The sequence below is a fragment of the Anabaenopsis elenkinii CCIBt3563 genome (assembly GCF_015245355.1).
Classification (GTDB): domain Bacteria; phylum Cyanobacteriota; class Cyanobacteriia; order Cyanobacteriales; family Nostocaceae; genus Anabaenopsis; species Anabaenopsis elenkinii.
Window position 1 is genome coordinate 2197018 of sequence record NZ_CP063311.1, and the last position, 12627, is coordinate 2209644.

Genomic DNA, 12627 nt, shown 5'->3' on the forward strand with positions numbered 1-12627 from the left:
ATTAGTTACTGGTCAACGGTCTTTTGACATAACCTACGCTTTGGTTTTTGGCAACAGTAATATTGGGTTCAACTTCTACAACGAAGCTAAGAAAATAGCGGTTAGCACAATCTTTAATCACTGTAACTGAGCTAGGTTCAGATGGTAGGTCTCTTGACCAAATTGGTTTGATATTCCCAATTTTGGCTATGTAGACTACTCCATCTTTTATAGAGAAAGCAGCCTTAGTAAACTCTGCTGATTGCGAGTTGGTTTTCTTCTTAAATCTAGGGACACCAACCTTTTTACCTTTTCTCTTCCCCTTAAGGGAATTGAAAAAATTTTTGTAAGCAACATCTAAATGCCTAAGATACTGTTGTAATGGGACTGAAGAAACATCAGATAGCCACTTTCTCTCTTCAGTCTTTTTAGCTTGGGTCAGCATCGCCGAGAGTTTGTTAAATCCAGGTAGCTTTTCAGATTGTTTGCAGAAACCTAGAGCATCATTCCAGACAACTCTTAGACAACCATACAACCGAGCTAAACTCTGTTGCTGTTGGTCTGTTGGGTAAAATCTGTACTGATATCTAGCTTTCATGCTTTGTGCTAAGATTGGTCTGTTAAAATAAATTCTACATGATTTAGCCAAAAATGACAAGTGGTTTAAGACATGAAAGACACAGTATTTCAGACCTGAAAATACATTTGGTCTGTGTCACCAAGTATAGAAGCAAAATTTTTACTAATGAAAGTCTTGAACTAATTCACAAATCATTTGTAGATGTAGCAAGAAAGATGGATTTCCAAATACTTGAGTTTAACGGAGAATCAGACCACATCCACGCAGTAATTGAGTTCCCTCCTAAACTTTCAATATCTCAAATTGTTAATGCTTTAAAAGGTGTGTCTAGCCGTAGATACGGTCAAGGTGGATTCCCTAAACCCTATGGAAAGCAAGCTCTATGGAGTCCTAGTTACTTTGTGTCTTCTGTTGGTGGTGCGCCACTTGAGGTTCTTAAGAAATATATCCAGAATCAAGAAAAGCCGTCGTAGAACGACGGGGTTTTCAACGCATTTTTTCGATAAATATAAAACGTTGACCGAAAAATTCTAAGGTGTTTTCTGTAAATCAGGTCGTTCTTCAGGAAGGATGGCATCTGTTACTGGGCAAACTTGGATACATATGCCACAATCGATACAGGTGGCAAAATCAATCCAATACCAATCGGTTCCCTTGACATTTTTACCTGGACCTGGATGAATACAAGCTACTGGACAAGCATCTACGCAGTCAGCAACACCTTCACAAACATCAGTAACAATGGTGTGCGGCATTTTTTTCAATTCCCTTTCTTTCGGATCAGCTATATCTAGCCTAGCAGGATTATTTACTAACCTCCACCTCACCCGTAACCCATGGTCTGACCAAGCAGAGGTGAGTTAAAGATGGGGCGAGGTTTTGTGCTAGAATGAACTACAGTAATGGTTCATTGATAATGGAACCATCTGATTTAACCCAAGCAATTTGGGCAATACCGCGATCGCTGGCGTATTGTCTAATAGCTTGTTCATCGGTGCCACCTAAATGCATTTCTACTCTCACCAAATCAGGACAATCACGCAGTTTTTGGGCGTGGGCAAAGGCTGTAGCTGTAGCATTTGGTGTCTGGGCGACTACTAACCAGTGACTGACTGGGGTTGATTGTGGTAATTGCTGAGTAGATAGAAGAACTTGGTATAAATCCTCAATATTTAAGACAAAACCAATACCGGGAATATCTTCACCTTGGGGATGATATAATCCTAAAAGCTTGTCGTAGCGACCACCCCGCCCTAAAACTCTGGCTTGTGAGCCGGTATCGCTAACAATTTCAAAGACTATACCGGTATAATAGTCTATAGTTTGGATCAAGCTGAGGTCAAGAATTAAAGGAAAATTCCCTTTTGATTGTAATAACTCTACCACAGATTTGAGATGATTAACCATCTCTTGCTGCTCTGGAGCTAAACCAAGAGCACTAACTTTTTGTAAGACATCCCCACTATCACCGCGCAGGTCCATCATAATTCTGGCGCGATCGCGTAATTCATGGCTCATGGGTAAAGTATCTATGGCGATGCGGTCAAGATGGGCGATCGCACTGCGAACTTGAGGTTGGAGGTGGCGCGGAAAAGCATCCAGGAGCGATCGAGTAATTCCCGCTTCCCCCAAAATCAAATGCCAATTAGGCAAACCCAATACCGCCAGACAACTACTAGCCAACAGCAGGACTTCTGCATTAGCTAACAATCCCCCCAGACCTAACAACTCCACGCCAGCTTGATAAAATTCTTGCTGGCGATTGTGCCTGTTTTCCCAGGTACGACGAAAGACATTAGCATTGTAGTAGAGGCGTTGGGGATAAGCAACATCTGCCATCCGGGTAGCCACAGCACGAGCAATAGAAGCGGTCAATTCTGGACGCAATCCTAATTCTTCATCTTCACCATTTTGCAGTTGAATCACCATCTGGCGCTGAATTGCTTCTCCAGCCATCAGAGTATCCATGCGTTCCAAAGTTGAAGTAATAATCCTGTGATATCCCCAACGATGAAACACTTGCTGTAATCTATCTTCAATCCAGCGTTTTTGTGCCACATCTAAAGGTAATAAATCCCTGGCTCCCGCTGCTGGTTGATACACCATTATTTTTTCTTCCCACCAAACAAACCACCAAATAAACCCCACCTCCAGATTTATCTGCTTGCTTAGAGCCATCATCAGGAGGTGAAGTTGCTTTCGGGCGACTAGATTGTTGCCTTCAAACCTTTTTTATTTTATGTTTGGTTGTCAACCCTATTTCGTCAGTGAGATTTAATTTTCCACTATTATTTCCACATTGACAAAGGGGGGACTACCACCAACTGATGACTAAGCTGGTCGTGAATCTTGCCATTAGTAGCGAGGATTCTCCCGGATTCAATGTTAAAAGGACTACCATCATAGGCAGTAACTTTCCCCCCAGCTTCCTGCAGCAATACCACACCAGCGACCACGTCCCAGGGAGAAATTCCCCTTTCCCAGTAACCATCTACACGGCCGCAAGCAACATAAGCCAAATCCAGGGCGGCCGAACCACTACGCCTCACACCTTGGGTGAGATGAGTCAGGTGACAAAATTCTGCATAATTATTATCTGAGGTTTCACGGCGATCATAGGCAAAACCCGTTACCAACAGGCTTTTACTCAAGTCAGATATTTCAGAAACCTGAATAGAATAGCGGTTACGGGTCGCCCCTAAGCCAGTAGCAGCCCGAAATAGTTCATCATGGAAAGGGTTATAAATTACACCCACTTGCGGCACACCATCAACTAATAAACCAATAGAAACAGCAAAAGCCGGGTATTGGTGGGCGTAATTAGTTGTACCATCTAAGGGGTCAATTGCCCAGAGATACTGATTATCTTGATTGCCCAACTTCCCTGATTCCTCTGCGAGGATGGAATGTTGGGGAAAGTGGCGACGCAAAATTGACAAAATCTCAGCTTCCGAGGCTTTATCTGCCGCAGTGACTAAATCACCAGGGCGGCCTTTTTCGATAATAGCACCTTCTAACTTACCCAAATACCCCTGCAAAACCGCACCCGCAGCCAAGGCCGCTTCCGTAGCAATATCTAGAAAAATTTGTAAATTAGTCATTAGTGATTAATCATTGGAAAGTATGAGCTTTCTCCCAGTCCCTAAAAATTTCGGCGGCGAAACTCAGCAGGAGGGACACGCAGTGGTTTTTCTGGGTTCCAAATGCCTTTTTCCATCAGTCTAGCCCATTGTTGGGCCCGTTCTAAGCGCTGGTCATATTTATGATTAGGGGAGCGCGACACAAACAAAGCATACCCTTGTTTAAGCAATTCTTCATTTAATAACTGGTCATCCTTCCACACATAAGCCAAAATCCGACCAAAATTATCTTTGGCTTGCACATCAAACTCCAGGGTCACGGATTTTTCTTGGTCACCAATCAACCGCGCTAAAGCTGCTCTAGACTCATATCCCCAGGGATTTTGTCGCAAATCTGGTGCATCAAGACCAAGTAATCGCACCGGAGAAATCAAATTTGGTTGTTCAGCCATACCTAAAACTTCCAAAGTTTGACCACTGACTACCCGGGACACGGTCACCTGAGTCCGACTGCTTGCAGTCTGGTTATGGTAGCCCTGACAACCCACCAACAACAGCAAGCTAACCAAAAGAAGCCCAAAAAAAACCTTTGCGTCTGCGCGCCTCCTGTGCGCGCAACCAATCTTAATCCTCATCTAAGGGTAAACCCGCCTTCACCTTACCTCTAGCAAAATAGCGCCCAAACTGAAGTTCATAAACCTCATCTTCATCTTGAGTTTCCACCTCCAAATCAGACTGAGCATAACTGACACATAACAAAGCATACCCTTTCTGGCGCAAAGCTGGTGATAGTCCAATCGCTTCGGGTTGGTAAATTTCTCCAGATAGCACCCGCACGGCGCAAGTTGTGCAAGCCCCATTCCGGCAAGAAAAGGGCAGTTCCTGGCCCTGTTGTTCAATGCTGTGGAGGATGTAGCGGTCTGAAGGAACTTGTAAACTGTATTCCTTGCCAGTAGCGCGATCGCGGACTGTAATTCTATATGTATGGGACATGGTGATTTGGGATTTCCAAACTAGACTTCAGCTTTAATTTAATTTATCTGCTTTTATGTTTGCATTTTCTGAGATTTCATAGTACAGTTATAAATCGTTGCCCCTGGAGAGGTGGCCGAGTGGTTTAAGGCGCAGACCTGGAAAGTCTGTTATGCGGAAACGTATACGAGGGTTCGAATCCCTCCCTCTCCGTTAGAAAAATAGGAACCCCAACCTAGATAATTTGAGCAAAAAACTGCTGCGGTGGAGTAAACTGTCAGCAGTAATTTTTTATCATCCCAATGCCCTTAGAACTGCAAAACCTCACTGGTGGTTACACAGAGTTACCCATTATCCAAGATATTAACCTATCTCTAGAAACAGGAGAATGGTTAAGTTTAGTGGGTGCGAATGGTTCTGGTAAATCTACAATCCTCAAATTACTCAGTCGGATTCTCTCCCCACAGCAAGGCACAGTCCTACTGGATGGCAAAGCAATTCATTGTCAGCCTCCCCATTTAGTGGCGCAGAAGTTAGCATTATTACCCCAACAACAAACAATTCCCGCAGGGTTAACAGTGCGCCAATTGGTCAGTTTAGGACGCACCCCCCATCAACCTTGGTGGCAATGGGAACTCAACTGTGAAGACCGGGAAAAGGTGGCTGCAGCTATTGCACAAACTCAACTAGATAAATTGAGCGATCGCCTAGTTGAACAACTTTCCGGCGGTGAAAGACAACGGGCTTTTTTAGCCTTAGCATTAGCCCAAGAACCGAAAGTATTACTATTAGATGAACCCACAACTTATTTAGATGTAAAGTATCAATTACAACTGTTAGAATTACTGAAAACCCTCAATCAACAGCAGAATTTAACCATTGTCACCGTCCTACACGAACTCAATTTAGCAGCTCGCTATAGTTCCCGCATCGCTTTATTAAAACAAGGTCATCTGTGGGAAGTGGGTACACCCGCAGCAGTCCTCACACCCCATGCGATCGCCCAAGTCTTTGGTGTAGAATCTGTAATTATCAATACACCTGTTGGCTTACAAGTTTGCGCCATATCTGCCGTTTAATTCCTTCCTCCACCTCTATAAACAAAGGCGAAGCTAACTCATCCAGACAGGAAAGCATAACATCCCACCATGAATCAACCCAACTGGAAATTTATCAAAGAAAAACTAACACCCTACTTATTCTTACTCCCCGCACTAATTCTATTATTTGCAACAGTTTTCTGGCCGGCAATACAAGCATTTTACCTGAGCTTTACCAGCTACGAATACCTTTCCCAGCCACCGCAATGGATAGGTTTTGACAACTTTCGGCGCTTGTGGAAAGATGCAGTTTTTTGGAAAACCTTAGAAAACACCCTGCTCTACCTTGTGGGTGTCGTACCAATTCTAGTCATAGCTCCCTTAGGACTGGCAATTTTGGTAAATCAGAAGTTGCGAGGGATGAATTGGTTTAGAGCCGCTTACTACACGCCGGTAGTAATATCAATGGTAGTTGCTGGTATAGCTTGGAAATGGCTATATGCAGAAAACGGCTTACTTAATCAGTTACTCACAACTGTGAATATTTTTCCCGCAGGAATTCCCTGGTTAACCAGTCCAGAGAAACTACTAGGCATTGTACCGATTTCTCTAGCCAGTGTCATGGCTGTGACTATCTGGAAGGGACTGGGCTATTACATGGTAATTTATTTAGCCGGATTGCAATCAATTTCCGCGGATGTCTATGAAGCCGCAGCTATTGATGGTTCTGATGGTATCCGCAAACACTGGGATATTACCATACCGTTAATGAGGCCGTATTTAGCCCTGGTAGCAGTGATTTCCGCAATTTCAGCAACTAAAGTCTTTGAAGAAGTATTTATTATGACCCAAGGTGGTCCTTTAAATAGTTCCAAAACCATTGTTTACTATTTATATGAAGAAGCCTTTAGTCACTTAGAACTTAGCTATGCTTGTACAATTGGATTGGTTTTATTTTTGATTATTTTAGGTTTATCAGTTTTGCGATTAGCTATTACCCAACCAGAAGATATGACAATTTAAGATTTTTCTTGATCAAGAATACATTGTTTTTTATATTCTGGCAGATTTTGGCACAGGATTAATAGATCCTCATGCGGTAGAGAATTGCCTATATAATATCTGTTTTTTTGTCGTCTAGAACTATAATCAAAAAACAGAGCTAATCTATCGGAAAGTAACGGTAAATTTCCCCGATGGAAAATACTACCAGTACCGGCAAAAATTACAGTACCCAGGGAACCCGTACATGAATTATATTGTTTTGGAGATACAAATTCTTTGAACTTAATATCTGGAATGTACCCAGATTTATATTTTAATAATTTGATGATTTCTGTAGTTAAATCTTGGGTGAGATATTGAAAAGGTCCTGTATACTCATTAACATCATTTAGATAAATTATAATTTTGAGGATTTTCCTATCCTCTATATCTATGTGCCATAACCTAGAGCCTTGCTCGATGTTATTAGCAAGATCACGGCGAAGATATACTCCATTATAAGCCACTGGTAAACCAATATAATTCTCGGCAATATTTAGTAACCGATCTTCGAGTCCCCAAAAAAAGATTTCTGGATACTCCATTATCTGCTGGGAACTAGCATGAATAACAAACTTATTTTTATGTACAGAAATATTTGCAGGTATTTTTGATATGATATTTTTGGCTGCTGTCAGTATATCAGGTGTAGATATAATCCCCAGTTCTGCTAATGAAGTAATTACTACTCCTTCATGGTTAAGCCTGTTTACTATATCCTGATCAGCCTGTGGTAAACTAGGCAAGTTGATCATGTGGTTTTTTACTGCTGCTGCATACCCGAGATCCTCTTGATATCTAATAAATGGTATTGCTGTTATGTTCTGTAAAATTTTATTACGTATTTGCCCTAGGAGTCTATGCCTAACTTGATTCATGTTAGTTAATTTAACCAGCTATATATTTAATATTCATGATGTTTTTATCAGTGATAAAACTTAATTTATACTGGGATTATATATAATTATTTTTAATATATCTCTCCCTAGCAAGAATAATTATCTTCCAAAAGTTATAAATTTAGATAACATATTCAGCTAATAAAAAAGGTAAGTTACCACCTTGGTAAGGGAACTAAAAATAGGACAGTAAATATTATTGTAATTGCTTGATGTGAAAGCCCAAATCATCCTCAGAGAATATCTGCAAACTTCTCGGTCTTGGTTTCAATACTTGAATATATCCCTAAAATTCCCTGGGAAAGAGTTTTAGTATTGCGTGTGACTCATTAAGCCCACTGCTGACTACTTTGAGATCCTATTCTTGTTGCTCGGGGTTTCCCTAACCTCGGTTCACTAAAGCTCATGTGTATACTCTTAATCTTTGACACTCCCCACGCCTAAAGGCGGGAATTCGATGTGTCACTGACTTTCCTTGCAGGACAGAGACATTTTTAGTTAAGCTAGATATAGGTTTTTTTGCTATATCGTGTTAATAGTTAACTTATGTTGTACTAGGTTACTTATTTATTGGGGGCTAGCTTTACTACAGATACATTGAAATCATACTTAAATGAGAATCTTATACTTTTGTAATCTATTTTCTATTTTTGACCCAAGTTGGTGTAGTCAATTTTCACTAGGTAGGGACTTAACCCAAATCCCGCCCAAGTTTTTCCTTGAGTAAGAGCAACCCTGTGGTTGTTTCATGGACTGGAGTGGTAAATATACTTCAGTACTCAGTCATGGAGAGGTTTTATTTTCTCAAGCACCGGTGTCTGTCTGTGAGAATTTATCGCTGGGTAACTTCTTCCGGTCAGAATGGGCAATCTTTTACAAGAGTAAGTATCAATCTCCAGTGGATACTTTTATTAACTCATCAGTTTATAGATGGTCATTAGCCCATATTCTACCCTAAGACCTATGACTGATGCGTTGAGAAGTGAACTTGGCAGGTATATAGTCAAGTTTACTATTAATGAATCACCTTGATTTATCGATTTTGCTTAGGAGGTGTCTTTGAAACTATTCAAGATTAAAAGTTCATGGTCTGAGTGCCTTAAGTCAAAGATTTTAGAGATTTTTATGCTGTGGAAGAGGTAAGATAAAAGCTATACATAAAAACCCATCCCCGTGTTTTAGCAAATTTACCATTTGATAATTGCTATAATCTATTGTCCAATCTAGTTACTTTTTTTATTTGTTAGGTGTATTTTTCTATGGGTTCCCCAATGAATCGTCTGTCTATTTTTGTAGACGGAAATAATATGTTCTATGCTCAACAAAAAAATGGCTGGTTTTTTGACCCAAGACGAGTCTTAGACTATTTCAAACACGAGCAATCAGACACAACATTAATCAATGCTTTCTGGTACACTGGTTTAAAAGACCCCCAAGATCAGAGAGGTTTTAGAGATGCTCTCATTAGTTTAGGTTATACAGTCCGGACTAAGATTCTCAAAGAATATTATGATGACTCATCGGGACGCTACTCCCAAAAAGCTAATTTAGATATTGAAATTGTCGTAGATATGTTTAATACAGTTGATCAATATGATCGAGTAGTTTTATTCAGTGGAGATGGTGATTTTGAAAGGGCTATCGAATTGTTACGCTCTAAAAATACGCATATTACAGTAGTATCGACAGAAGGGATGATAGCTAGAGAACTACGTAATGCCACTGATAGATATATTGATTTAAACGATATCAGAGACACTATAGAAAAAGTTGACGGTCAGTAATCTTAGCAAATATTTACAAATCTTTAGAGTAAAAAACTAAGGTTCAAGATATTTTAAGCAAACAGTATAAGATCCACAAGGAGGAAACATGACCAAGAAAGCCGACAAAATTATCATTTTTGATACGACACTCAGAGATGGAGAGCAGTGCCCAGGAGCAACTCTCAATATAGATGAAAAGCTAGCAATCGCCAAGCAATTATCCAAGTTAGGGGTAGATGTGATTGAGGCGGGATTTGCTTTTGCAAGTCCGGGGGACTTTGAAGCTGTCAACAAAATTGCCGAAATTGTAGGGACAGAAGACGGCCCGGTAATTTGTAGTTTGGCTAGAGCTATTAAAGCAGATATTGAAGCAGCAGCCGCAGCCCTAAAACCAGCAGTTCACGGCAGGATTCATACCTTTATTTCTACATCCGATATTCATTTAGAATACCAGCTGCGCAAATCACGGGCGGAAGTATTAGCGATCGCCGAGGAAATGGTAGCTTATGCTAAGTCATTTATGACAGATGTAGAATTTTCCCCCATGGATGCAGCACGCTCTGACCCAGAATTTCTTTACCAAGTATTAGAGCGAGCGATCGCATCTGGCGCAACAACAATTAACATACCTGACACCGTTGGTTACTTGACACCTAGTGAATTTGGGGCAATGATTAAAGGGATTAAAGAGCATGTCCCCAACATTGATCAAGCCATTATTTCCGTACACGGACATAACGACTTAGGTCTAGCCGTTGCCAACTTCCTAGAAGCGATCAAAAATGGTGCAACCCAATTAGAATGTACCATCAACGGTATTGGGGAGCGAGCCGGGAACGCCTCCTTAGAGGAATTGGTTATGGCTTTACACGTGCGGCGACAATATTTCAATCCCTTCCTAGGAAGACCAGTAGACTCAGAAGAACCCCTAACCAATATTGACACCCGCCAAATTTACAAAACCTCCCGCCTAGTTTCTAACTTAACGGGAATGCTAGTACAACCAAATAAAGCCATAGTCGGAGCCAACGCCTTCGCTCATGAGTCTGGTATTCACCAAGACGGGGTGCTAAAAAACAAACTCACCTACGAAATTATGGATGCTCAATTGATTGGCTTAACAGACAATCAAATAGTATTGGGTAAACATTCTGGGAGAAACGCTTTCCGTACCCGCTTGGGAGAATTAGGCTTTGAACTCTCAGAAGGGGAATTAAACAAAGCATTCGTCAGATTTAAAGAAGTAGCGGACAAAAAGAAAGAAATTTCTGACTGGGACTTAGAGGCGATCGTCAACGATGAAATCCAACAAGCGCCCGACTTATTCCGAGTCGAACTAGTGCAAATTACTTGCGGTAGTAACGCTAAACCTACGGCCACAGTTACCCTCCGTACCCCAGAAGGTAAAGAATTAACTGATGCAGCCATTGGTACAGGACCCGTAGACGCGGTTTACAAAGCAATTAACCGGGTAGTGAATGTACCGAATGAACTAATTGAGTTTTCTGTACAATCAGTCACAGCCGGGATTGATGCTATAGGTGAAGTTACTATCCGTCTGAGACATGAAGCCAGAGTATTTTCTGGTCATGCAGCCAACACAGATATTATTGTCGCATCCGCCCAAGCTTATGTAAATGCCCTCAATCGTCTTTACTCCGCTTTGCAAACCAAAGAAAAACAACAACCAGTAACTGCACAAAAAATTTAGAGACATATGTGGTTTCAGGGTGGGTTTTTCCCGCCCTATTTTTTGTCTAACCTCATCCATCAATCCTCTCCTTACTAAGGATGAATTAATAGATGAATCCACCTTTAATAACCCCTTGGCACACAGTCAGAGCCACATTTCAACAAATTTGGGGTTACGAAGATTTCCGACCCCCCCAGGGCGAAATAGTCACGAGTTTACTAGCAAAAAAAGACGCCTTAATTATTATGCCCACAGGTGGGGGTAAATCAATTTGTTTTCAACTTCCCGCACTGCTACAAACAGGAGTAACTCTAGTAATTTCCCCCTTAGTAGCACTCATGGAAAACCAAGTACAAGAACTACTAGAGCGTCAACAAAAAGCAGCACTGTTGCATAGTCAATTACCCAGCTATCAACGTCGCAGGACACTACAAGCTTTAGAAAACCAACAACTCAGATTACTGTATTTATCCCCGGAAACCTTATTAAGTCCCCTAGTCTGGGAAAAATTATCTCATCCCCAATTACAAATTAACGCTTTGATCTTAGATGAAGCCCATTGTTTAGTACAGTGGGGGGATACATTCCGCCCAGATTATCGCCGGTTAGGCGCGGTCAGACCCGCATTACTCAAAACTAAACCACCAGGGACGAAAATTAGTATTGCTGCTTTTACCGCTACTGCAGACCCCACAGCCCAAAAGACTATCCAAACGGTTTTACAATTACAGCAACCAGAAATTTTTAAATTAAATCCCTATCGCCAGAATTTGTATCTGACTGTCCGCATTGCTTGGACACCCAGGAGTCGCAAACAGCAACTATTAAAATTTATTGAAAACCGCCCCCAAGAATCGGGATTAATTTATGTTAGGAGTAGAAAAGATAGCGAAAATTTAGCTGTATGGCTAGCCGAGATCGGTTATACCACAGCTAGTTATCATGGGGGACTGGGTGCAGTAGAACGCCGCAATATAGAAACTAAATGGTTAACTGGTGAAATTCCCTTTGTTATCTGTACCTGTGCTTTTGGTATGGGGATAAATAAATCAGATGTCCGTTGGGTGGTTCATTTTCATCCACCTCACCTCATATCTGAATATGTACAGGAAATTGGCCGCGGGGGACGAGATGGAAAACCCGCACAGGTGCTGGTTTTTGTGAGTGAACCTACAGGATGGTTAGACCCAGAAGATAAACACAGACAGCAGTTTTTTCAGCAAAAAATGCGATCGCAGCAACGCAACGCCCAGCAATTAGTCAGACAATTACCCCCACACGGAGAAGTCAACGCAGTCACCCGTGAATTTCGTGATGCTGATATAGCCTTGGCGTTACTCCACAGCAGCGGTCAATTAAATTGGCTTGACCCTTTTCATTATACCATTGACTCAGGGGTAAAAAAAATGCAGCCAGTGACCCAATTACCAGATGCTCAACAAATGTATAAATATTTGCATACTAAAAAATGTCGTTGGCAATTTTTATTAAATGCTTTTGGATTTGAACAAGAAGCTACCAACTGGCGTTGTGGACATTGTGATAATTGCCGACATTAGGTTTTTGGTTGACTA

General features: G+C 41.3%; 13 protein-coding genes and 1 tRNA gene. 7 read left to right on the forward strand and 7 right to left on the reverse strand.

The features are described from left to right. Position 1: 1 nt before the first annotated feature. Positions 2–577 carry an RNA-guided endonuclease InsQ/TnpB family protein gene (locus tag IM676_RS09655; protein WP_225880487.1) on the reverse strand — a complete coding sequence of 192 codons (576 nt, stop codon included), beginning with the start codon at positions 575–577 and terminating at the stop codon, positions 2–4. Between the two features lie 53 nt (positions 578–630). Here IM676_RS09655 and tnpA point away from each other — a divergent pair, with 53 nt between their 5' ends. Beyond that, on the forward strand, positions 631–1032 hold the full coding sequence (gene tnpA / locus IM676_RS09660; RefSeq protein WP_200989978.1) for an IS200/IS605 family transposase: 402 nt from the start codon (positions 631–633) through the stop codon (positions 1030–1032). A 57-nt stretch (positions 1033–1089) separates the two neighbouring features. Here tnpA and IM676_RS09665 read toward each other — a convergent pair whose 3' ends face one another. The 5 genes from IM676_RS09665 to IM676_RS09685 form a co-directional block, all read right to left on the reverse strand. Next, positions 1090–1314, reverse strand: coding sequence for an indolepyruvate ferredoxin oxidoreductase subunit alpha (locus IM676_RS09665; RefSeq protein WP_200989979.1), 225 nt, complete (start codon positions 1312–1314; stop codon positions 1090–1092). Between the two features lie 139 nt (positions 1315–1453). Continuing rightward, positions 1454–2665, reverse strand: a complete 1212-nt coding sequence (locus IM676_RS09670; protein ID WP_200989980.1) for an ATP phosphoribosyltransferase regulatory subunit — start codon at positions 2663–2665, stop codon at positions 1454–1456. Positions 2666–2847: 182 nt separating this feature from the next. After that, on the reverse strand, positions 2848–3660 hold the full coding sequence (locus IM676_RS09675; protein WP_200989981.1) for an inositol monophosphatase family protein: 813 nt from the start codon (positions 3658–3660) through the stop codon (positions 2848–2850). A 41-nt stretch (positions 3661–3701) separates the two neighbouring features. After that, positions 3702–4274, reverse strand: a complete 573-nt coding sequence (locus IM676_RS09680) for a thermonuclease family protein (RefSeq protein WP_200989982.1) — start codon at positions 4272–4274, stop codon at positions 3702–3704. Then, positions 4264–4632 (reverse strand): 2Fe-2S iron-sulfur cluster-binding protein, encoded by a 369-nt coding sequence (locus IM676_RS09685; RefSeq protein ID WP_200989983.1) that lies wholly within the window; start codon positions 4630–4632, stop codon positions 4264–4266. Before IM676_RS09685 ends, IM676_RS09680 begins: the two co-directional genes overlap by 11 nt. Before the next feature lie 105 nt (positions 4633–4737). Between IM676_RS09685 and IM676_RS09690 the strand changes: the two genes are divergently transcribed. The 3 genes from IM676_RS09690 (at position 4738) to IM676_RS09700 (ending at position 6674) form a co-directional block, all read left to right on the forward strand. Further along, positions 4738–4824, forward strand: a tRNA-Ser gene (locus IM676_RS09690). 89 nt (positions 4825–4913) lie between these two features. Beyond that, entirely contained in the window at positions 4914–5690 is a 777-nt protein-coding gene (locus tag IM676_RS09695) for an ABC transporter ATP-binding protein (RefSeq protein WP_200989984.1), read from the forward strand. Positions 5691–5759: 69 nt separating this feature from the next. After that, positions 5760–6674 carry a carbohydrate ABC transporter permease gene (locus tag IM676_RS09700; protein ID WP_200989985.1) on the forward strand — a complete coding sequence of 305 codons (915 nt, stop codon included), beginning with the start codon at positions 5760–5762 and terminating at the stop codon, positions 6672–6674. Here the strand turns inward: IM676_RS09700 and IM676_RS09705 are convergent. Continuing rightward, positions 6671–7573 carry a 2OG-Fe(II) oxygenase gene (locus IM676_RS09705; RefSeq protein ID WP_200989986.1) on the reverse strand — a complete coding sequence of 301 codons (903 nt, stop codon included), beginning with the start codon at positions 7571–7573 and terminating at the stop codon, positions 6671–6673. The genes IM676_RS09700 and IM676_RS09705 overlap by 4 nt on opposite strands. A gap of 1280 nt (positions 7574–8853) precedes the next feature. Between IM676_RS09705 and IM676_RS09710 the strand changes: the two genes are divergently transcribed. The 3 genes from IM676_RS09710 to IM676_RS09720 all read left to right on the forward strand — a co-directional run bounded on the left by IM676_RS09710 (position 8854) and on the right by IM676_RS09720 (position 12612). Continuing rightward, positions 8854–9378, forward strand: coding sequence for a LabA-like NYN domain-containing protein (locus tag IM676_RS09710; protein WP_200989987.1), 525 nt, complete (start codon positions 8854–8856; stop codon positions 9376–9378). Positions 9379–9466: 88 nt separating this feature from the next. Continuing rightward, complete coding sequence (locus tag IM676_RS09715) at positions 9467–11071, forward strand: 2-isopropylmalate synthase (protein ID WP_200989988.1); 1605 nt, start codon at positions 9467–9469, stop codon at positions 11069–11071. Positions 11072–11163: 92 nt separating this feature from the next. After that, positions 11164–12612, forward strand: a complete 1449-nt coding sequence (locus IM676_RS09720) for a RecQ family ATP-dependent DNA helicase (RefSeq protein WP_200989989.1) — start codon at positions 11164–11166, stop codon at positions 12610–12612. Positions 12613–12627 lie beyond the last annotated feature (15 nt).

Coding starts and splice junctions, on each gene's coding strand:
- IM676_RS09655 (WP_225880487.1), bottom strand. CDS start 577: ATGAAAGCTAGATATCAGTACAGATTTTACCCAACAGACCAACAGCAA.
- tnpA (WP_200989978.1), top strand. CDS start 631: ATGACAAGTGGTTTAAGACATGAAAGACACAGTATTTCAGACCTGAAA.
- IM676_RS09705 (WP_200989986.1), bottom strand. CDS start 7,573: ATGAATCAAGTTAGGCATAGACTCCTAGGGCAAATACGTAATAAAATT.
- IM676_RS09720 (WP_200989989.1), top strand. CDS start 11,164: ATGAATCCACCTTTAATAACCCCTTGGCACACAGTCAGAGCCACATTT.
- IM676_RS09665 (WP_200989979.1), bottom strand. CDS start 1,314: ATGCCGCACACCATTGTTACTGATGTTTGTGAAGGTGTTGCTGACTGC.
- IM676_RS09695 (WP_200989984.1), top strand. CDS start 4,914: ATGCCCTTAGAACTGCAAAACCTCACTGGTGGTTACACAGAGTTACCC.
- IM676_RS09680 (WP_200989982.1), bottom strand. CDS start 4,274: ATGAGGATTAAGATTGGTTGCGCGCACAGGAGGCGCGCAGACGCAAAG.
- IM676_RS09700 (WP_200989985.1), top strand. CDS start 5,760: ATGAATCAACCCAACTGGAAATTTATCAAAGAAAAACTAACACCCTAC.
- IM676_RS09685 (WP_200989983.1), bottom strand. CDS start 4,632: ATGTCCCATACATATAGAATTACAGTCCGCGATCGCGCTACTGGCAAG.
- IM676_RS09715 (WP_200989988.1), top strand. CDS start 9,467: ATGACCAAGAAAGCCGACAAAATTATCATTTTTGATACGACACTCAGA.
- IM676_RS09710 (WP_200989987.1), top strand. CDS start 8,854: ATGGGTTCCCCAATGAATCGTCTGTCTATTTTTGTAGACGGAAATAAT.
- IM676_RS09675 (WP_200989981.1), bottom strand. CDS start 3,660: ATGACTAATTTACAAATTTTTCTAGATATTGCTACGGAAGCGGCCTTG.
- IM676_RS09670 (WP_200989980.1), bottom strand. CDS start 2,665: ATGGTGTATCAACCAGCAGCGGGAGCCAGGGATTTATTACCTTTAGAT.